We start from the raw sequence: 20,291 nt of genomic DNA on the forward strand, positions 1-20,291 counted from the left end.
CAAAACCAGTCTCAGCTTTTCTTGTGTCAATTTCTGTTCGTCGAACTCACGTTAAACTAGAAGCACAGCAGCATACTTCCGACTGAAGAACGCCTAAAATGCAAGTCCTCTTTAAAGTCATCCGCCAAGACCAAGCCACTGCACCGAGAGTTGAAACCTTCACACTCGACGTTGATCCCGGCAGCACAATTTTGGACTGCTTAAATCGTATTAAATGGGAGCAGGACGGCACATTGGCATACCGTAAAAATTGTCGTAACACGATTTGCGGCAGTTGTTCTATTCGCATCAACGGGCGATCGGCGCTGGCGTGCAAAGAAAATGTTGGCAGCGAACTGGCACGGCTGCATCAGTCGATGCCTAATTTTGTAGACAATACGACAGACGGTACACCACAAGACACCGCTGAAACAATTCCCACAATCACAGTGGCACCAATGGGCAATATGCCCGTGATTAAGGATTTAGTGGTAGATATGCAGAGCTTCTGGTCGAATTTGAAGGCGATCGATCCTTACGTCAGTACGGCTGCACGGCAAATTCCAGAGCGCGAATTTTTACAGACTCCAGAAGAACGCGCCAAACTTAACCAGACAGGCAATTGCATCCTTTGCGGCGCTTGCTATTCCGAGTGCAATGCGTATGAGGTAAATCCCAACTTTGTGGGACCACATGCTCTAGCGAAGGCATATCGTATGGTTGCCGACTCGCGCGATGACGAAACGGAAGCGCGGCTAGAAAAATACAACCAGGGTACAGACGGCGTTTGGGGCTGTACGCGCTGTTATTTCTGCAATTCCGTCTGCCCGATGGAAGTCGCGCCGATGGATCAAATCAGCAAAATCAAAAGCGAGATCCTAGACCGCAAAACTGATCAGTCGAGCCGCTCCATTCGTCACCGCAAAACGCTGATTGAGCTGGTAAAACAAGGCGGCTGGATCGACGAGCGTCAGTTCGGTCTAAAGGTCATGGGCAACTCCTTCCGCGATCTCAAAGGTTTAGCCAGCATCAGCCCGTTAGGGTTACGGATGGCTGTGAAGGGCAAGTTTCCGCTCAGCTTTGAGCCATCTGAGGGAGCCGCGACCGTACGATCGCTCATCGAATCTGTACAAACCCTGGAAGCATCAAACGTTCAGCTTGAGACTCTCGCCGAAACACCAGAACCTGTTGGTGGTTAGCGCAAGACAAGGCTAAAGGCTAAAATTGCTTAAACACTAGAGCCTGTTGGTGGCTAGAGCGTGAACTCTAACGGGAATGAGGCAACGTCTCCAACGGTTGTCCATCGCGGTTGTACAACAAAATATCCCACTGTCCGTTGGCACTCGACTCAAACGCGATCGTGTTGCCATCAGCAGTAATGGTCGGGTTACGAACCTCCGCCTTCAGATTTTCCGTGAGGTTGCGAAGCTGTCGGGTCTCGCGATCGTAGAGATAAATGCCCGATCGCCCTTCACGAGAGCCAGCAAACACCAGCAAGCGACCATTTTCCGAAATGCCGGGACTGGAGATAATCATGTCGATCGCGTTCAACCCAGGCAATTCCACCAAATTGTGAACCACCGTGTCGTAAAGATATAGGTTTTGGCTGCCACTGCGATCGGACACAAAGACGATGTAACGACCCGAAACGCGCGGTTGCAGGTCGGCAAAACCACTATTGAGGCTCCGTCCACCGGGATCAAACGGGAAATTGACCAACTGAGCACCACAGCCACTCAAAACGCTGGCGCAAAAGAGACTGACAGGGAGACGGCACTTCACAAACAAAGGATGAAGGATTAAAAAGTTTTGAGTTCATTCAGCCTTTAGCCTTCTAACCACTGCTAAGGAGACGCTGACGGTTGCGATCGCCGCACATCCGACATATCTGATTCGACATTCGGACCGCGATCAATCACTTCAATATCCCACTGCCCTCGAATGCCTGTTTCAAAAGCGACATAGCGTCCATCAGGGCTAATGCTAGGGTTGCGAAACCAGCCACGGTAGTTAGCAGTCAGTATCTGCGGTTGCTGGAGAACCCGATCGTAGAGTTCGATTTCAGGACGGACAGTATCGCTGGCAATATAGACGATGTAGCGTCCCGTATAGCTCAAGCTGGGCGATTCTGCGATCGCGTCAAGCCGATTCAAGCGAGGCAAATCAACGACCTGCCGCTGCTTCAAGTCATAAAGCAAAATGCCACGATTGCCGTTACGGTTTGACACAAAGGCTAGAAAGTGACCATCGCCGCTGAGGGCTGGCTGTTCGTCATGATGGCGGCTGTCAAATTCAGCAGAAACAGTAGGTAAACGTTCTTGACTACAAGCGATAGTCAAAACAGCCAGTAAACCGAAGCGAACGCTTGCCTTCAATAATCTCACGCTTTGCCACGCTTGCTTTGGCTCACCGTTGCAATAGCCTCTAGAAGCGTTCCCAAGCTGGCTGTTCCTCACCTTCACACAGGCTGTGAAAGTCTCTAGTAATTTCCCCAATTGTCGTCTTCATCCGTGTCCACCGGACGATAGTCAACATACTCTGAAGACACACCATTTCTCGACTCAGAGCGTCGATCGCGCGAAGGTGCTACATCGTCAGACACTGGACGGGAACGTCGTGGACGGGATGCAGGCGACTGGTTACTTGAGCGCGAGGGGGACGTGCCACGACTACGAGTAGGTCTATCATCCCAAAGGTCGGTATTCTCACGATTGCTGCTGGGCGTATCGGTTACATCTTCAGTAGGACGAGGGCGACGCTTGCGAGTGCGATCGCCAGTACCAAGTCGGGCTTCGCTGGTACGACTGGTGGAACGACGACCCGGCTCCTCATCATACTCATCTCGCTCAGAGCGAACGTCACGAGTCCCCCTGATGCGTCTGGCGGCTGGTCGTTCTTCGTAGGGATTCAACTCTTCCAAATCTGCCCGATAGACCCGACTAACCGGACGCTCATCATCAACAATGGGTGTGTTTCGCTTTGCCTGCTCTGTAGCAGCACCGCGTAGACGGATGCTTTCGTAAGCAAAGAAGATTGCTGCACCCGCCAGTAGAAACTGGTTGAACTGCAAGATTGGGTCTAGCCGCCAGCCCTGGAATACAAGAATGCCGCCACAAAGGAGCGCGATCGCTGCAAAGAAAATATCGTGATCGCGGGCAAGTCTAGGACGGTACGATCGCAGAGCGTAGAGACCAGCGCCAGAGAGTGCTAACACTATTCCTACAAGACTCGCCGGATTCAGCGCAAAGTTGACCATCGCATCCCTCTCCTAAGTACATCCTATGTTAACGACTGATGCCGAAATCTCCAACAAACCCATCCAAAAATGACGCTCGTTTTGGGGGCGCTGTCACCACAGAATCAAGAATCTCGCTCGCTCCTGAACTGCTCAGAGAGATCACAGAACCTGTGACGGCAAGCTTAAAAACGTTGCCAAGCGGCTTGAGAGATACAGCACTGCTGCTTCAGTATTCCCTAACTATAGGCTAACTAAAGATCCGAACGGCTGGATCGCACTGACTGGCTCGCACTGGCTGGCTTGCGATTTAACCGTCATCAACCCGAGTAACCCCTGGGATCACCTTAGAAACGCAGCTTAAAGCTTGTTTCTGCGTTAGCCCAAGGGTTTCACTCGTCTGTGATCCATTTGCCTTTTATCAATGCGGGCTTCATCTATTCGATGTAAGCAGCCATAACTGCTACTAGCATCTGCCTAAGAGCATTTGCCTAAGACCGTTGGATTTTATCTTTCTGGCTAATGAAAAGAAGTGCGCCGAAAATGCCTCCGACCACCACACCACCTGCCAACAGGCTGATGAAAAAGTTTACTAAAGCAGGAGTCATAAGTAGGTTGCCTCTTGAATAACGCTGTCTTGATCATCAGTTTAACGGTCTGTTACGCACTTGAGAAGCAGATTGAGCAAAAGGATTTTGATCACACAGTGGGTTTTCTGACTGCCAGGGGGATGAATGGCGTTAAAATCGTCTGTAGCACGCCTTAACACTTATTTGCTGAGTTATGGATTCTGTCGCGATCGCCTCCCTGGTTCTCGGTCTGCTCCTCGGTGCCATGACCTTTCTCTTCATCTTCCGTATTGTGCTGACTTGGTATCCTCAAGTTGACCTGACACGCTTTCCCTTTAATGTGATTGCAGTGCCGACTGAGCCATTCCTATCACCCTCGCGGAAAATCGTACCACCACTTGGCGGAGTCGATATCACACCGATCCTCTGGGTTGGTATTTTTAGTCTTGTACGAGAAATCTTGCTGGGGCAGCAGGGGCTTTTAACAATGATGCAGAGAGGCTTTTAGTTGAGAGGAACCAGGAGACAGGAGTCAGATTCACTCAAAACTTCCCTTTACCTCCCCATCTCCTCATCTCCTTTTCACCCCCCTCTCTCCTCCACTAATGCAAGAAGTGCCTCATGCCTGTTAGCACCATCACAAGCCCCAATTCGTTAGCAGCATCGATCGAGTCTTGATCGCGGAGACTGCCACCGGGTTGGACGATCGCACTAATCCCAGCCGCTGCTGCTGTACGCACAGAGTCATCAAACGGGAAAAAGCCATCGCTGGCAAGGACTGCCCCCTGTGAGCGATCGCCTGCTTGCTCCAGGGCAATTTTAACGGAGCCGACACGGTTCATTTGTCCCGCACCGACTCCTAATGTGGCGCGATCGCGCGTGACGACAATAGCATTAGACTTTACATGCTTGCAGAGCTTCCAGGCAAACAGCAGTTCTTCTAGCTGCGTGTCTGTGGGCTGTTTCTCGGTGACGACCTTCCATTGGTTTGGATCAACAGGGCGATCGTCTGAAGTTTGTGTCAGAAAGCCACCTGCGATCGCCTTCACAGTTTCCTTTGCACCGTGGCTCAAATCCTTGAGCACCAGAACTCTAAGGTTCTTCTTGGCGCTGAGGATCGTGGCTGCCTCCGGTTCACAGCCTGGGGCTACGACACATTCTAAAAAGGTCTTGGTCATGGCTGTTGCGGTATCGGCATCAATGGGACGATTGAGCGCCACAATGCCGCCAAACGCGGAAGTAGAATCGGCATCAAAGGCTTTTTGGTATGCGTCTACTAATGTTTGACCAAGCGCTGCACCACAGGGATTTGTGTGTTTGACGATCGCCACTGCTGGATCGCTCTGAGGATCAGCAAACTCAGCGATAATCTGCCGTGCTCCCTCCAAATCGACAAGATTGTTGTAGCTCAACTCCTTTCCCTGAAGTTGTGTTGCCGCTGCCCATCCCGTTGCGATCGTACCCGTTTGATACCACGCTGCGGGCTGATGCGGATTTTCGCCATACCGCAATGCCTGAAGTCGCGCTCCCACCAGCTCAAAGGTTTTCGGTAACACCTCTGTTGACTGCTGACCGCTGACCGCTGACCGCTCTTCTAACTTCTCTTCTAAATGCGCCTCTGCTGACTGCTGACCGCTGACCGCTGACCGCTCTTCTAAATACACCGTGATCGCCCGATCATAACTCGCCGTATGCTGAAATGCCCGTAAAGCAGCCGTTTGTCGAAAGGCTGGTGACGCACTGCCGTTGTTTTGCTGCAATTCCTTTAGATAGTCGCTGTACTGAGTGGGGCTACACAAAATGGTAACGTGAGCATGATTTTTGGCAGACGCACGAATCATGGCAGGACCGCCAATGTCAATTTGCTCGATCGCTTCTGTCAGAGAGACGTTTGGTTTGGCGATCGTCTGCTCAAACGGGTACAGGTTCACGACGACTAGCTCGATCGGGCGTATTTGCTGTGCGTCCAAATCGGCTAGATCTTGCGGCACATCGCGCTGCGCCAGGATGCCACCATGAATGCGGGGATGCAGCGTTTTTACTCGCCCTCCCAGAATTTCAGGCGATCCGGTGTAATCCGAGACTTTGGTGACAGGCAGTCCAGCAGCCTTCAGCGTTTGAGCCGTACCACCGCTGCTAATCAGGTCAAAGCCAAACTCGGTTACCAGGTTCTGTGCCAGTTCAATCAGCCCTGTTTTGTCAGATACACTGAGCAGTGCCAGCCGTGCCATGCGCCTCAACTCCCGTAAAACCCTAGATTAGTGTACTGGAGGATGCGTCAGGGAACAGAACGCTCCCAAACTTGCGCCAGTCACGCTCAAGCAAGCTCACGTTTTTGGCTGCAAAATTTTTGCGGAAATACCACCAGTAAGCCGATCCCACGTTACGATGAGCGTTGCAGTATCGATAAGGAAAAGCCCTGTGACCCTGCAAGCGCTCACCATTTCACCCGCTACAGGCAAGCCACCCCAAGGCACGATCGTCATTTTGCACGGTTGGGGTGCTAGTGCTCAGGATGTGTTTTCTTTAGCGCCAATCATCCGCTTACCCGCTTACCAGTTGGTTTTTCCTGATGCACCCTTCTCATATCCATATGCAGCGGGCGGCAGAATGTGGTACGACTTCCCCAAAAACTTTAGCTTTCAAAGTACGCCTGAGTTTCGCTCTCGTGCTGATCTGTCTACCAGCCGTCGGTTGTTGACTGACTTTCTCAAGGCGTTGCCCAAAACAACTGGAGTGCCGCTCTCGCAAACCATTCTGGGTGGATTTTCTCAGGGTGGTGCCATGACGCTAGATGTTGGCTTGGGGCTACCGTTAGCAGGCTTGCTGGTGCTGAGTGGCTATCTACACGCGCCGATCGCCCCTCAAAAAACGACCTTTCCGCCTCTGCTTATGGTGCATGGTAAGCAGGATCAGGTTGTACCCCTGTCAGCAGCACAGCAAGCACTGAGAAGCCTACAGGCTCTAAAAATCTCTGTGCGCTATCGAGAATTTGAGATGGGACACGAGATTCAGCCGATCGTGCTGGAGCAAGTACAAAGTTTTGTTAAAGAGTTATTGCCTAACAATAAGTAAACTGTTAAGGCTGCACTTGGATGAATTGTGTGGGGTAGTATGTAGTACGGGCTTATACCTAGAGTCAGTTGAGTGACCTGGGCGTTTACGAAAGAGGTGATAATGATGGCGACTCTAAGCGTTGAGCAATTGGATGTGACCAAGTTGACCACTACAGACGTGGCAGAACTCGCTATTCGTCTGGAAAAGGATGATTATGTCAATGCTTTTGAAGGGCTGAGTGACTGGCATCTTCTGCGGAAAATTGCCTTCCATCGTCCAGAATTGGTCGAGTCTTACCTCTATCTGCTTGACATGGAAGCCTACGACGAAGCCTGAAAGAATGCAGGATTAGACGCTAGAAGTGGAGGATGCAGACTAAGAGCTTGCTAAAAAATAACGGCACACTTTTGGATCAGCGATCAGCTTTTCGCTGACGGCTGACAGCTACAGACCATGCTGTTATTTCTGTACAACTCCTAAAGTAAAGAAGTTAGCCTCTTCAATTCTGCCTCTTTAGTCTTAATCTATGCAAGGCAAACGTGTTCTCATTGGCATTAGTGGCGGCATTGCAGCATACAAGGTTTGCGAAGTCATATCCACTCTGGCAAAGCAGGGAGTTGCGGTACGCGCGATTTTAACCAACTCGGCACAAGCGTTTATTACACCGTTAACCATTGCAACCCTGTGCCGCCACCCTGCCTATACCGATGAGGCGTTCTGGCAGGCAACCCACGATCGCCCCTTGCATATTGAACTCGGTGAATGGGCAGACGTATTCGTACTCGCACCGTTGACGGCAAACACGCTGGCAAAGCTGGTCTACGGCATGGCAGATAACCTGCTCACAAATACAGTGCTGGCTTCCACCTGCCCCGTGCTGCTTGCGCCTGCCATGAACACCGATATGTGGGAGCAAGCGCCCGTGCAGCAAAACTGGCAGGCAGTGCAAACCCAGGCACGGATGCATACCCTTGACCCTGGTGAGGGAATTTTGGCGTGCGATCGTGTCGGCACAGGACGCATGGCTGAACCAGTCTCAATGCTGGCTCATATCGAATCGTTACTATACACCAATGGGCACCGCTATCTGGTCGGCAAGCAGGTGCTTATCAGCGCTGGCGGTACCCGTGAATTTTTTGATCCCGTTCGCTTTCTGGGCAATCCGTCAACTGGGAAAATGGGCATTGCGTTGGCACAGGCAGCACTGCATCGTGGCGCTACGGTCACGCTAGTACATGGTCTAGACGTGTCGATCGCCGCTTTGGATGGCGTGAGAACGCTTGCCGTTACCAGTGCTGATGAGATGCAGAAAGCACTGTTTGACTGTTTCTCTGATGCAGACTGGACAATTATGGCGGCAGCGGTAGCCGATGTGAAACCTGCCAGCTACAGCCCAGAAAAGTTGCCAAAGCGATCGCTCCCCGCAGCGCTTCCTTTAGAACCCGTCACCGATATAGTGGCGACACTCGCCACCTTGAAACAGCCGCACCAAAAGCTCATTGGCTTTGCAGCGCAGAGTGGCGATATTGTGACACCTGCTCTAGAGAAACTGAAGCAGAAAAAACTGGATGCGATCGCGGCTAACCCGATCGACCAACCAGATAGCGGGTTTGGCAGCGATTTTAACCAGGCTGTGCTGCTGGATGCTCGAGGGCGAAAGCAGGTGGTTGAGCCATGCAGTAAGCTCCACATGGCGCACCAGTTGCTTGATTTTGTTCAAACACTGGCGTAGCAAGCGTTGAATAAGCTTCAGCTCAAAGATAGAAGGTTGGGTAAGACGGATTGGCGCGATCGCAATCCAGTACTGCTTTGCCACTATCTATGGGTTGATCGACCGTTTTGGAGACTGACCGATCGGACGCAACTTGCTTCTCATCTGAGATCTGTGTGTTGCGCGGTTTTTTGCGTGCCGATAGTTCGGCTTCTTCAGCCAGGATGTAGAGGTAGGCAAGATTTTCCATAGGAGCCAGGGAGCTTTTTAGCCGAGTGTGGTTTTGAACATTGCTAACGTAGAGTTCAACTAATGCATCAACCCTGATTACGTAGCCAGTAGACCAGTTAGTTAACAGGCTCATTCGCCGCCATACGAAGTACCTGACTAGCTGTTGATTTGATCGGTTCTACGATCGCGTGTGATCTGTATCTGGAGGTAGAGCAAAGACTGAAGAGACAATATGATGCAGAGAGCTTATCTACTAGAGATAAGGACTGCGCTACATATTGTGCTGATAAATCGGCTGACATCTTCATTCATCATCATTGATGCAAGATCAGTAAGCATCACACAAACTGGGTAATTATTCTATTACAAAAATTAAAGGAGACATGATGAAACACGTCTCCTAAAGCGACAGTTTCGATCGCAAGGAATCAGGCAGAGGTCGATTTAAGCCACGCGGTATGGACTGGTGAGCTTGTTGAGTTGCTGTACGAGCAGGCTGAGGAATAACCCAACATCCGTCACTACACCCACCGATTCAACGGAGCCACGATCGCTCAGCTTCGTGACGACAGCGGGGTTGATATCCACGCAAACCATTTTTACGCCAGCGGGGGTCATATTGCCCACGCCGATCGAGTGCAGCATGGACGACAGCATCAAAATCAGATCGGCACCTTGAATCAACCGGGCGTAGTCTGTTTGCGCTTTGATCAAGTCCATTTGCGTATCCGGCAGCGGACCATCATCACGAATGGAACCAGCCAACGAGAACGGGATGTTGTGCTGCACACATTCGTACAGAATGCCGCTGGTAACAATGCCTTGCTCGACTGCTTTGGCAATGCTACCGTAGCGACGAATCGTGTTAATCACCTTCAAATGGTGCCGATGCCCACCACGTACCGAAACCCCTCGCTTCATATCCACACCCAATGATGTGCCCATCATGGATTGCTCGATATCGTGCACGGCGATCGCGTTTCCACCCAAGAGCGCCTGTACATAGCCTTCGCGCACCAGATGTGCAAGATGTTCGCCACCACCTGTATGAATCACCACAGGACCAGCGCTGACGACGACTTTGCCGCCCTGATCGCGGATCTGGCGCAGTTCCCAGGCGATTTGCTCGACCACCAGTTCTACGCGCCGCTCACTAGAAACGCCAGCACCCATGAAACTAAATTCCTGAGTATTGCGCTGTTCCCGTGATTCGGTTTTGCGAATGGTACGGATGCCTTCAATGCCAACGACGACACGATCGCCCACCTGCAAATCGCGTAGCAGGCTGCAATACGCATCAAGACCATCAGGGGTTTCGCGGACGACGATCGCAGCATCCATCCGCTGTCCACGCACCTTCACCCACTGGCACTGTACCCTCACTTCAGTGGGGTAGATGGTTGTGACGTAAAAGTCATCGGGTGAAACGCCTGCCTGCGTCACCGTTTCTAAAATGCTGTCACAGACATCCTCTGGCGGTGGCAAGGCGCCCAAGTCAATCAACTGAGACATGAGCGTTTCCATCACCTCGTGGGATGGCGCGGTCACTTTCACTTCCGCAGACGAGGTGCTTTGGCGCTGTTCACCAAGATTAAAATTCAGCACCTGGAAACTGCCGCCACCGTCCACAATCAAGTCCAACGCCTGGTTGATCAATCCTGCGTCCAGCAAATGTCCATCCATGCGAACCACACGGCTCTCGACGGTTGCACTGGCATGAACGTCTACCTGGACTGGCTCTGTGACTCTTAGCGTCAAACATTTCGCCGCGCCGCCTGCCTTCAAGAATTCTGTTAAGGGCGTTTCCAACACTCGAAAGCCAACCGATTCCAGTCGTTGCTTCAGCTTGTCGCTGGCTTTGTTGAGGACGATCGTGCGATCGATGTTGACAGCATTACACGCAAAGGTGACCGCATCTTCTTCCGTGATCGCAATCCGCTTTGCTTCTGGTACTCGCATTTCAATCAGGCGATTAGAGTAGGCATCAAACGCAGGCGCATAGTACAGTAAATAGCCATCCGCTAGCGGACAAAAGCAGGTATCCAGGTGATAAAACCGCTCATCCGTCAACCGTAGCGACAGCACTTCAATATCTAACCAACGCGCTAGATACGGGTGGGAATCGAGTTCCGATCGAAAGCCATAGCCAGCCCATAGCCAGCGTCCTTCGCGGTCAAATAGCGCATCGCCCGCACCTTCAAACGGCAGATCCTTTGGCAGTTCATGCACCGTAAAGTCATGCTCCTCCAGCCATGCCTTGAAGAACGGTTCTTCACCCTGGCGCTCTTTATGGAAAAAGCGACTGAGTACGGCTGTCTTACCGAGCACCAACCCTGCATTCGCTGTAAAGACCATATCTGGTACACCTTTTTCGGGCTTGACCAGATCCACGATCGCGTGATCTTTCAACAGATGAAACAGTTGCTGCCACTGCTCAACGGCGCGATCGCGAGACGACTTGTGAACATTACCCTCCATCCACGGATTAATCACATAATCCACGTCGTAATGGTCAGGCGCACACATGAGAAAGCGAATTGAAGATGTCATAAGAATGGCTGCCAGCGTAGACGCAGGGAAGAAAACTGGGGAAGGTCAAGCATCTATTGTATTACAGGAGTTTCCTTGCTCATCACCACCGTCACTGTTCAGTAACAATCTCTGCGGCTTGAGGACTGCGGCTTGAGGCAAGGACAAGTAACCCTTGGAGAGGGCTTTGCCAGTGGAGGTTTCGTTCCATGAGTCCTCTAGAATAGAAGCACATAGTTGAGGCTAGAGTCATTTTACCGACGGGTGAGCAGGGAAAAGCGTGTATTCGGGTTTGTCAATATCTCACGAACTTCTATCGTTCCTTAGACCTTGTGCGGTTTGATGAGCGGTCAGGCATCGTCTACATCTTTAGAGGCGAAGATCTGCAAGTTGTAATTTATCGTGATGGCAAGTGGAGGTTTAGATGAAACCAGACTTTGACGCTATGAGTCTTCCAGAGCTACGGGCTTACCTGCTTTCACATCGCAATGACGACAAGGCGTTTTACAAACTTGCCGATCGCCTCGAATCAAGTGCCGACGAGTCAGAGCTTTACCCGCTACCAGAGACACCTGAAACCATCGCTATCATGGAAACTGCTATCCAGAACCACATCAAGACGTTAGAAGAGAAGCGAAACGGTTAGGCGATAGTGGCTACGGCATTGACCGAGAGAGTCATACTGGGCATAAACGTCTTTTACACTGCTGCTATAAATGTCTGAAACCAAAGTAGCTGATCCTGAATTTGTCAATAACCGTGAATCGTTCTTTGCTTTCGTGCAGGCGCTTATTGATGATCGGGAAGCGGCGATTGAACAAGAAAAATTATCTCCAAGCTGTTCGTACAGTCCGAACGTAGGAGGGTGGGAGAATGTGAGTGACCATTGAACGCTACTTGGATGCAGCTTTAGCATGGGCAAAAGCAACGAACATGGGTATCTCGCAAGGGCTTCCTGAAGAACCGTCGTGGAGAGCTTTCGCAATATTTCTATACCTTGGCAAGATATACGAGTAGGTTGAAGTGGATTAGCCGTTGGCTCGTGATTGCAATCGCTTCGCGCACATTCTGCCTGTGTTTTCTGTTTATTGCTCACATCGATCGCGTTCGATCGATCACCTTTCTGTATCCACATCTAGTTTCTAGTAATGACCGACTTTCTGTATCAATATCCCACGCTTTATCCTGGCATTTTGCTGAAACGGTACAAGCGGTTTTTTGCCGATATTGAGTTAGCAACAGGCGAAATCATTACGGCACATTGTCCGAATACGGGACCGATGACGGGCGTTTGCACAGTGGGCAGCAAGGTTTACGTCTCTGCCAGCGATAACCCAAACCGCAAGTTGGCGTATACGTGGGAACTCATTGAAGTGTGCGATACCGTACCAACCTGTGTCGGCGTGAATACCAGTTTGCCGAATCGGGTGGTTAATCTAGCGCTGATGGCTCAGGTGATCCCAGAGTTGGGTGCATACAGCGAGATTCGGTTGGAGGTACCCTATGGTCAGGACAAGAAGAGTCGGGTGGATTTTTTGCTGAAAGGGAGCGATCGCCCCATTTACATCGAAGTCAAGAACACAACCTGGGTGCAAGGTAATCTGGCACTGTTTCCCGATACGGTGACGACACGCGGACAGAAGCACTTGCGCGAATTAACCGCACTGTTGCCCAATGCAACCGCAGTGATGCTGTATTTCATTAACCGCAATGACTGCCCTTATTTTGCCTCAGGCGATAGTGCTGATCCAGCTTATGGAAACTTGTTGCGGGAGGCGATCGCCCTCGGCTTACAGGTTCTACCCTGCCGTTTCGATATTTCTCCGCTCGGCATTCGCTACCTGGGTTTAGCTGAACTGAGACGTTAGGCTGGAAAATCTTGCTCATTACCGCCATCATATTGGTCTGGTTTTGTACCACAGGGACTAAACCAGAGAGACCCAACGAATGGCGTGGATTGGGCAACAGGAGAACACCATGCTAAGTGATACGCCCAAAATGGCATACCCGCTACTGTGGGCGATGGGACGGCAGCGGACTGACCAGCGGCAAGCGGTACGATCGCACGTCTCTCTTGCACGCGCCACAGATGATCTGTTGTATGAGCTTCAACTGCTTGATGCTGTGGAGATTGTCATCAGTTGCAATGTGGAGCCATTAAAGCAGTTTCCCGGCTATCCCGAACGCTTTGAACTGCCCGACGATCCTGGGGTTGCTGTTTATTTCACCGTGGATGGCATCCCCTACATTTTTGCGTGCGATGACTTTGAAGCCGTGCAGGGTAATATGCGAGACATTGGACAACTGCTGCGCGAAAAACGGATGCTGAGTCAACTTCACCAATGCGCGTCGATCGAGCGTGAATTTGCAGGCTACAAAGCAGCGGTCATGCCTGTCGAAGCCTCACCGCGTCGTAAACCCTGGTGGAAAGTATTGTATGTCTCACCGGATGCACCCTTAGCGGTTATAGAAGCGGCGTACAAAGGTTTAGCCAGAATTGTGCATAGCGACCTGGCGCAAAACAGCGACGATGCAGCGATGGCAGCATTGAACCGCGCGATCGAAGAAGCGAGATTGATGCGACGGTAAAGGTTTACCAAAAAAATACGGTCATCGATCGATGTCGTGCAGTAAGATACATCGGGCACTGTTGTGCAGATGTCTAAGCTGATTTATGGCAGTCAAAGACGATTTTATCCGGATGGCTGTTGGTGTAGTCCGTCAATGTAGCAGACCCATTCACTGAATCATGTACAGCATCCAGAAACCTTTTACAGACGCATCAGGCAGTTGAGGAGCAAGCAATGACACAACGGTCAACCCCTTCACTACGTTGTAGATTGACGTTAGCTAGTCAGATTTTGTTGCTGGCAGGTCTTGGACTGGCAAGTGTATTTTCGCTCAGCAACGAACAAGCAACTGTGAGAGCCTCAGAAACTAGCTCTAGCCAAGTTGCCACATCTGGGGGCACCTGGCGCGGCGCATCGTTTCCAGTTGAAAATTTTCAGGCATACACCTCACCCTTTGGCTACCGTGGTTCTGTCGATGGTGCCGCTGGGCAGGAGTTTCATCGGGGACTTGATCTGGCAGCGCCAGAAGGCAGCTATATTCGCAACTGGTGGGCAGGCAAGGTGGTTGAAGTGTCAGATAATTCTGCCTGTGGTACGTCTGTTGTGGTTCAATCCGGTGAATGGGAACACGTTTATTGCCACATGAAAGGGCGAGTTGAGACGGCGAATGGTGGACGTTATCTCAGCGATCGCAGCGGTGGCATTCAACTTTGGGAAGGACAAGTTATCCCAGCAGGTGTGCGGATTGGTCGTGTCGGCATGACTGGACGCACCACAGGTCCGCACTTGCATTGGGGGCTGAAATATACCGGGAAATGGGTTGATCCGGCATTGGTACTGCGCGCGATGTATGCCGAACAGCCCAGAGCAAGAGTCATCTCCAATCGTTCTCAGGGATAACGAGCGATCGGGCTAAAAACATCTGCGTCAGTGCTGGAAAGACACGATCGCTCGTAAGCGAACGCCTCAAGATGAAAACTTCTTGAAACAGTGTGCTGCAACGATCAAGCTGCTACGGTCTTTGGCATATCAGATTGACATACAGCCATAGTCACCTGGGTTAGGACGGGGTGCAAGGGTGAAACACCGTTGAATTCATCGCTGACTGTTGATCGCTGATCGTCAATCGCAAGACTTCTCAGTATTAGAGGAACATTCAAGCGGGTGACGCTTTCTTCTTCGTGCTCGTTTTGGTCGCTGCTTTTTTAGCCGTCGTGGTCTTTGCTGCGGCAGTTTTTTTAGCGGCTGTCTTTTTAGTCGTGCTGGTTTTGGTGGTTTCAGCCGTTGAGGCGGCACTGGCTTTGCGCGATCGTCCGGTTTTCTTGGTACCTGCTTTGGCGTTGAGCGCTTCCACAGCCGTTGTCATGGCGATCGCCTCAACCGTTTCGCCTTCTGGTAGCGAGGCGTTGACCTTGCCATGTTTGATGTAAGGACCGTAAGGACCGTCATAGATATTAACAGGTTCGCTGTCTTCAGGATGGGCACCCAGTTCTCGAAGTGGCTTGGCTGCGCCACGTTTACCGCGTCCAGCTTTGGGTTCTGCCAGCATTTCGAGGGCGCGATCGAGCGTAATGGTTAGCACATCGTCGCCTGCTTTGATCGAGCGATACTCCTTCACGCCCTTGCCCTGATCCAACACGACGTAAGGACCAAAGCGACCCAAGCTAGCTTGAATTTTGCCGCCCAGTTCGGGATGTACGCCCAGCAGTCGCGGCAGCATAAGTAGCCCTACTGCTTGCTCCAGGGTGAGCGTATCGGATGTGACACCTTTGGGTAGCGAGGCGCGTTTGGGCTTCGGGTTGGCTTCCGATTCGTCACCGAGCTGCACATACGGACCGTAAGCACCAATTTTGAGGTAGATCGGTTCGCCCGTTTCGGGATGTAGACCGACTTTATCGGGTCCTTCAGTTTTTTGACGCAGCAGGGTTTCTACCTGTGCTGGATCGAGATCCGCTGGAGTCAAATCTTTAGGGATCGAGGCTTTTACTGTCCCGTCGCTGTCTTCGGCTTCAATATAGGCACCAAAACGACCAATGCGAACTTTCGCTGCCAGATTTTCCAGATTGACAGTTCGTGCCTCAGTGGGATCAATTTCACTTTCACGGTCTTTGACCTGGGTTTCCAGTCCGGTTTCACCCAGATAAAAGGCTTTGAGGTATGGGAGCCATTCCAGTGCGCCTGTTGAAATTTCGTCCAGGTCGTGTTCCATCCGGGCGGTAAAGCTGGTGTCTACGAGGTTGGGGAAATGTTTCTCCAGCAGGGCAGTAACAGCAAAGGCTGTAAAGGTGGGTATTAACGCATTGCCGACCATGTTGGCATAGCCCCGATCGATGATTGTGCCAATAATGCTGGCGTAGGTACTGGGGCGACCGATGCCTTCACTTTCTAGAGTTTTGACGAGAGAGGCTTCGGTAAAGCGGGCGGGGGGTTGCGTTTCGTGACCGATCGCATCCAGATCCGTGCAGTTGGGTGTGTCACCAACCTGTAGTGCGGGTAGAATCACTTCCTGGTCTTCGATCGCCGCATTGGGATCATCTGACCCTTCCACATAGGCGCGGAAAAAGCCCGCAAAATCAATGCGCTTACCGCTGGCACGAAAGCCTGCATCCTCAACCTGAATCTGCACAGTAATGTGAGTTTGACGCACTTCTGCCATTTGGGTCGCCACCGTGCGTTTCCAGATCAGGTCATAGAGGCGAAATTCGCGGTCTTTCAGCCCCGTTTGCTGTGGTGTACGGAAGCTGCTGCCAGAGGGACGAATGGCTTCGTGTGCCTCTTGAGCACCTTTGCTCTTCGTGGCATATTTGCGCGGCTCAGGGCTGAGGTACTCGGCACCATACATCGACTGAACGCAATCGCGCGCTGCGGTAATGGCTTGCTGAGACAGGCTCACGGAGTCTGTCCGCATATAGGTGATGTAGCCTTGCTCGTAAAGGCTTTGCGCGGTTCGCATAGTGTCTCGTGCCGAAAGCCCCAGTTTGCGGTTTGCTTCCTGTTGCAGCGTAGAGGTTGTAAAGGGTGGCGAGGGCTTCCGGTTGACGGGACGCTCTTCGAGGTTGGTGACTGTCCACGGGCGATCGCGGACTCGATCCTGTAGCGTCTGCGCTTCTGCCTCATTCAGCAGCACTACATTACGTCCAGCAATCACCTGCCCGGTTGCCTCATCAAAGTCGCTACCGTTGGCAACTCGCACACCTGCCAGAGTGACGAGACGGGCTTCAAAGTGAGGTGTATTTCGATCACTCCTCTCTCCTCTCTCCTCGTCCCTCACCTCCAACATTGCCTTCAAATCCCAGTAGCTACCCTGACGGAACGCTCGTCGCTCACGTTCGCGTCTGACCAGCAGACGAACAGAGACAGACTGCACCCGTCCAGCGGAGAGTCCAAACGCGATTTTTTTCCACAGCAGGGGCGAAAGGGTGTAGCCAACGAGTCGATCGAGAATGCGACGCGTTTCCTGAGCGCGCACCAGACGTTCATCCACATCGCGGCAATTGAGAATGGCTTGGCGAATCGCATCCTCAGTGATTTCATGAAACACCATGCGCTTGATGGGCACGGTCGGCTTGAGGATTTGCAGCAGGTGCCAACTAATGCTTTCGCCTTCGCGGTCTTCGTCAGTTGCCAGAAAGAGTTCGTCAACGCCTTTGAGTGCCTCTTTCAGTTCCTTAACAATTTTCTTTTTATCTTGTGGAACGACATACAAAGGCTCAAAGTTAGCCTCTACGTTGACACCCAGCGGTGCCCACTTTTCACCCTTGACGCTTGCCGGAATCTCACTCGCAGACTGAGGCAAATCACGCACGTGCCCCATTGACGCTTCTACCCGATAACCTGCGGGAAGGTAGTTGCGAATGGTACGTGCTTTAGTGGGCGACTCGACAATGACAAGCTTTGACATGGGGATCGTTAACGCTGAGAAGGATATCGCGGCAATCAGGTTGCTCCCTATTTGTAACCAATATTGCATTGACTACCAGGGGAAGTGAGCGTTTCCTGAAATGTGGTTTCTAGAGCTGATGAACGTGACGGTTAGCCTGATGCTTGGCTACATGCGAGGGGGAGAGTTGGTTTCATCACTAAAGTTGCTTCATCACAGAGTTGCATCATCACAGAGTTGCATCGTCACATTGAGAAAGGGTTTCAACAAGATGGCATAGAGACGATCGCAACTGCAACTAACCTTAATCCCAATGCTACGGAATACAGCGCTACAGTAAATTGCGATGTAGAATCCACTGTAGAGGATTTCTGACTCGCCCGCCTCCCTGATGACTCAGAGAGTCGATCGTTCCTTTCCCTCACGTAACCCTAACGTATCTTATTCATAGAGCTAAACCTCATGGATTTCGCCACGCTTGCTGCCCAGCTCAACACTGGGACGATTCTGCCGGAAGGCATTGTGATTACTACCCTCTTGATCGTCATTGTGGGTGATTTGATTGTGGGGCGCACTGCCTCCGCTCGATGGACACCCTATGTTTCGATCGCAGGACTCCTCGCTGCTGTGGTCGCCCTGTATTACCAGTGGGAGACGTCAAACCCGATCGCCTTCCTGGGAAGCTTCAACGGCGATTCGCTGAGCGTACTTTTCCGGGGCATCATTGCGCTGTCGGCAGTGATGACAATTCTGATGTCGGTGAGCTATATCGATCAGTCTGGTACATCGCTGGCAGAATTTCTGTCGATTTTGCTCACTGCGACGATCGGCGGGATGTTCTTGTCAGGTGCAGACGAACTGGTCATGATTTTCGTCTCGCTGGAAACGCTTAGTATCTCCTCGTATCTCCTGACGGGTTATACCAAGCGTGACCCCCGCTCGAATGAAGCGTCGTTGAAATATTTGCTCATTGGAGCATCCAGTTCCGCTATTTTCCTCTACGGTCTGTCGCTACTGTATGGCTTGTCTGGTGGCAAAACGACGCTGAGTAGCATTGCTGCTCAGATTGCCGAGACGGGATCAACACAGTCGCTGGGTCTGGCGATCGCGCTGGTGTTTGCGATCGCGGGTATTGCCTTCAAAATCGCCGCTGTTCCCTTCCATCAGTGGACTCCAGATGTGTACGAAGGTGCGCCTACGCCTGTTGTTGCCTTTCTCTCGGTTGGCTCCAAGGCGGCTGGGTTTGCCCTGGCAATCCGCTTGCTGGTAACGGCGTTCCCATTGCTGACGGAAGAATGGCATCTCGTCATGACAGCGCTGGCGGTTCTTAGCCTTATTTTGGGCAATGTAGTGGCGCTGGCGCAAACTAGCATGAAGCGACTGCTGGCATATTCCTCGATTGGGCAGGCTGGCTTTGTCATGATCGGTTTGGTCATCGATAGCAATGCCGGGTACGCCAGTCTACTCTTTTATCTGATTTCGTATCTGTTCATGAACCTGGGCGCGTTTACAGGTGTGATTCTCTTCTCGCTGCGAACAGGCACCGACCAGATCAGCGAGTACGCAGGGTTGTACCAAAAAGACCCACTCTTGACCCTTTGCCTGAGTCTTTGCCTACTCTCGTTGGGTGGGATTCCGCCTCTGGTTGGTTTCTTCGGTAAGATTTACCTGTTTTGGGCTGGCTGGCAAGCAGGTGCCTATGGACTGGTGTTGCTGGGGTTGGTTACTAGCGTGATCTCCATTTACTACTACATCCGCGTGGTCAAGATGATGGTGGTCAAGGAACCGCAGGAAATGTCTGACTCCGTGAAGAACTATCCCGCTATTAGCTGGGAACTGCCGGGGATGCGATCGCTCCAAGTAGGGCTTGTGCTGACGGTCATTGTCACGTCGCTGGCTGGCATTCTCTCTAACCCGTTGTTTACGCTGGCAAACAACGCTGTCCTGCAAACACCGCTGTTGCAAGCCACTCTGACGGCTGGCAAGGAGGCTGTGGCAACTCCAGTGGCTCAGCGGTCAGCAGGCAGCGGTCAGCCGATCGTTCTGCGATAGCTGAATGCTGAGTGCCCATTTTAAGGCTGAAACGTTGGGCGACCAATGCTCATTCAGAGAACTCTGGGTGGGCATTGGTTGTAAGCGAGGAACGTCAGCGATCGTCATTGAGCAAGCGATCCAGGCGGTCTTTCAAGCACATGGTTTAGCAGAAGAGGCGATCGCAGGCATTGCTACTGTTAATACCAAGGCGGATGAAGTGGGATTAGTCGCCTTTTGCCGCGATCGCCATTTACCTTTGCGCTACTTTTCCGCTGATGTGTTGCGCTCAGTCACGATCCCCAATCCGTCGAGCGCGATCGACAAATATGTCGGCACATCCAGCGTGGCTGAAGCAGCCGCTCTTCTAGCGTGTTCCCTACACGCCATACCCCAGCTTTGCGTCCCCAAGCAAATTGTTCGCCATGTGGGGCAACCAGGAGTGGTGACGGTTGCGGTTGCCCGATCGCTGGCAACGTCTGTTCACCCGCTTTAGTTG

At 51.8% G+C, this 20,291-nt stretch carries 21 protein-coding genes; 13 read left to right on the top strand and 8 right to left on the bottom strand.

Annotated features, from left to right (window positions below):
* The first annotated feature begins 98 nt into the window (after nucleotides 1–98).
* On the top strand, nucleotides 99–1,178 hold the full coding sequence (locus AC5JO6_RS02740) for a succinate dehydrogenase/fumarate reductase iron-sulfur subunit (protein WP_496079505.1): 1,080 nt from the start codon (nucleotides 99–101) through the stop codon (nucleotides 1,176–1,178).
* A 67-nt stretch (nucleotides 1,179–1,245) separates the two neighbouring features.
* On the opposite strand, the gene AC5JO6_RS02745 is transcribed toward AC5JO6_RS02740, so the two are convergent.
* From AC5JO6_RS02745 to AC5JO6_RS02760, 4 genes are all read right to left on the bottom strand, one after another.
* A complete protein-coding gene (locus tag AC5JO6_RS02745) occupies nucleotides 1,246–1,761 on the bottom strand; it encodes a TolB family protein (RefSeq protein ID WP_496079506.1) in 516 nt (171 codons plus the stop codon).
* Nucleotides 1,762–1,823: 62 nt separating this feature from the next.
* Nucleotides 1,824–2,363, bottom strand: a complete 540-nt coding sequence (locus AC5JO6_RS02750) for a TolB family protein (protein WP_496079507.1) — start codon at nucleotides 2,361–2,363, stop codon at nucleotides 1,824–1,826.
* Between the two features lie 95 nt (nucleotides 2,364–2,458).
* The gene (locus AC5JO6_RS02755; protein WP_496079508.1) at nucleotides 2,459–3,235 is read right to left on the bottom strand and encodes a Ycf66 family protein; all 777 of its coding nucleotides are present in this window, start codon (nucleotides 3,233–3,235) and stop codon (nucleotides 2,459–2,461) included.
* A 470-nt stretch (nucleotides 3,236–3,705) separates the two neighbouring features.
* On the bottom strand, nucleotides 3,706–3,822 hold the full coding sequence (locus AC5JO6_RS02760) for a photosystem II reaction center X protein (protein ID WP_496079509.1): 117 nt from the start codon (nucleotides 3,820–3,822) through the stop codon (nucleotides 3,706–3,708).
* A 175-nt stretch (nucleotides 3,823–3,997) separates the two neighbouring features.
* Between AC5JO6_RS02760 and AC5JO6_RS02765 the strand changes: the two genes are divergently transcribed.
* Complete coding sequence (locus tag AC5JO6_RS02765) at nucleotides 3,998–4,291, top strand: YggT family protein (protein WP_496079510.1); 294 nt, start codon at nucleotides 3,998–4,000, stop codon at nucleotides 4,289–4,291.
* A 94-nt stretch (nucleotides 4,292–4,385) separates the two neighbouring features.
* Here AC5JO6_RS02765 and purH read toward each other — a convergent pair whose 3' ends face one another.
* Nucleotides 4,386–6,014 carry a bifunctional phosphoribosylaminoimidazolecarboxamide formyltransferase/IMP cyclohydrolase gene (gene purH / locus AC5JO6_RS02770; RefSeq protein WP_496079511.1) on the bottom strand — a complete coding sequence of 543 codons (1,629 nt, stop codon included), beginning with the start codon at nucleotides 6,012–6,014 and terminating at the stop codon, nucleotides 4,386–4,388.
* Between the two features lie 190 nt (nucleotides 6,015–6,204).
* On the opposite strand from purH, the gene AC5JO6_RS02775 reads away from it, so the two are divergent.
* The 3 genes from AC5JO6_RS02775 (at nucleotide 6,205) to coaBC (ending at nucleotide 8,572) form a co-directional block, all read left to right on the top strand.
* Nucleotides 6,205–6,858: an alpha/beta hydrolase gene (locus tag AC5JO6_RS02775; protein WP_496079512.1), complete on the top strand. Its 654-nt coding sequence runs from the start codon at nucleotides 6,205–6,207 to the stop codon at nucleotides 6,856–6,858.
* A 105-nt stretch (nucleotides 6,859–6,963) separates the two neighbouring features.
* Nucleotides 6,964–7,176, top strand: coding sequence for a protein IsiD (gene isiD / locus AC5JO6_RS02780; RefSeq protein WP_496079615.1), 213 nt, complete (start codon nucleotides 6,964–6,966; stop codon nucleotides 7,174–7,176).
* 190 nt (nucleotides 7,177–7,366) lie between these two features.
* Nucleotides 7,367–8,572 (top strand): bifunctional phosphopantothenoylcysteine decarboxylase/phosphopantothenate--cysteine ligase CoaBC, encoded by a 1,206-nt coding sequence (gene coaBC / locus AC5JO6_RS02785; protein WP_496079513.1) that lies wholly within the window; start codon nucleotides 7,367–7,369, stop codon nucleotides 8,570–8,572.
* Between the two features lie 22 nt (nucleotides 8,573–8,594).
* Here coaBC and AC5JO6_RS02790 read toward each other — a convergent pair whose 3' ends face one another.
* A complete protein-coding gene (locus tag AC5JO6_RS02790; RefSeq protein WP_496079514.1) occupies nucleotides 8,595–8,801 on the bottom strand; it encodes a hypothetical protein in 207 nt (68 codons plus the stop codon).
* A gap of 425 nt (nucleotides 8,802–9,226) precedes the next feature.
* On the bottom strand, nucleotides 9,227–11,332 hold the full coding sequence (gene argZ, locus AC5JO6_RS02795) for a bifunctional arginine dihydrolase/ornithine cyclodeaminase (protein WP_496079515.1): 2,106 nt from the start codon (nucleotides 11,330–11,332) through the stop codon (nucleotides 9,227–9,229).
* A 230-nt stretch (nucleotides 11,333–11,562) separates the two neighbouring features.
* Between argZ and AC5JO6_RS02800 the strand changes: the two genes are divergently transcribed.
* The 6 genes from AC5JO6_RS02800 to AC5JO6_RS02825 all read left to right on the top strand — a co-directional run bounded on the left by AC5JO6_RS02800 (nucleotide 11,563) and on the right by AC5JO6_RS02825 (nucleotide 14,781).
* Nucleotides 11,563–11,739 carry a DUF6888 family protein gene (locus AC5JO6_RS02800; RefSeq protein WP_496079616.1) on the top strand — a complete coding sequence of 59 codons (177 nt, stop codon included), beginning with the start codon at nucleotides 11,563–11,565 and terminating at the stop codon, nucleotides 11,737–11,739.
* Nucleotides 11,736–11,957, top strand: a complete 222-nt coding sequence (locus tag AC5JO6_RS02805) for a DUF6887 family protein (RefSeq protein ID WP_496079516.1) — start codon at nucleotides 11,736–11,738, stop codon at nucleotides 11,955–11,957. The genes AC5JO6_RS02800 and AC5JO6_RS02805 overlap by 4 nt, the downstream gene beginning before the upstream one ends.
* A gap of 70 nt (nucleotides 11,958–12,027) precedes the next feature.
* Nucleotides 12,028–12,201 (top strand): hypothetical protein, encoded by a 174-nt coding sequence (locus AC5JO6_RS02810; RefSeq protein ID WP_496079517.1) that lies wholly within the window; start codon nucleotides 12,028–12,030, stop codon nucleotides 12,199–12,201.
* A 258-nt stretch (nucleotides 12,202–12,459) separates the two neighbouring features.
* Nucleotides 12,460–13,179: a DNA/RNA nuclease SfsA gene (sfsA, locus tag AC5JO6_RS02815; protein ID WP_496079518.1), complete on the top strand. Its 720-nt coding sequence runs from the start codon at nucleotides 12,460–12,462 to the stop codon at nucleotides 13,177–13,179.
* A 109-nt stretch (nucleotides 13,180–13,288) separates the two neighbouring features.
* Nucleotides 13,289–13,900: a hypothetical protein gene (locus AC5JO6_RS02820; protein ID WP_496079519.1), complete on the top strand. Its 612-nt coding sequence runs from the start codon at nucleotides 13,289–13,291 to the stop codon at nucleotides 13,898–13,900.
* Between the two features lie 215 nt (nucleotides 13,901–14,115).
* Nucleotides 14,116–14,781: a M23 family metallopeptidase gene (locus AC5JO6_RS02825; protein WP_496079520.1), complete on the top strand. Its 666-nt coding sequence runs from the start codon at nucleotides 14,116–14,118 to the stop codon at nucleotides 14,779–14,781.
* A gap of 256 nt (nucleotides 14,782–15,037) precedes the next feature.
* On the opposite strand, the gene topA is transcribed toward AC5JO6_RS02825, so the two are convergent.
* Entirely contained in the window at nucleotides 15,038–17,782 is a 2,745-nt protein-coding gene (topA, locus tag AC5JO6_RS02830; RefSeq protein ID WP_496079521.1) for a type I DNA topoisomerase, read from the bottom strand.
* Between the two features lie 441 nt (nucleotides 17,783–18,223).
* On the opposite strand from topA, the gene AC5JO6_RS02835 reads away from it, so the two are divergent.
* Together AC5JO6_RS02835 and AC5JO6_RS02840 are read left to right on the top strand one after the other, a co-directional pair.
* The gene (locus tag AC5JO6_RS02835; protein WP_496079522.1) at nucleotides 18,224–19,813 is read left to right on the top strand and encodes an NAD(P)H-quinone oxidoreductase subunit N; all 1,590 of its coding nucleotides are present in this window, start codon (nucleotides 18,224–18,226) and stop codon (nucleotides 19,811–19,813) included.
* A 4-nt stretch (nucleotides 19,814–19,817) separates the two neighbouring features.
* The gene (locus AC5JO6_RS02840; protein ID WP_496079523.1) at nucleotides 19,818–20,288 is read left to right on the top strand and encodes a cobalamin biosynthesis protein; all 471 of its coding nucleotides are present in this window, start codon (nucleotides 19,818–19,820) and stop codon (nucleotides 20,286–20,288) included.
* Nucleotides 20,289–20,291 lie beyond the last annotated feature (3 nt).

It is taken from the genome of Tildeniella sp., from assembly GCF_059505325.1.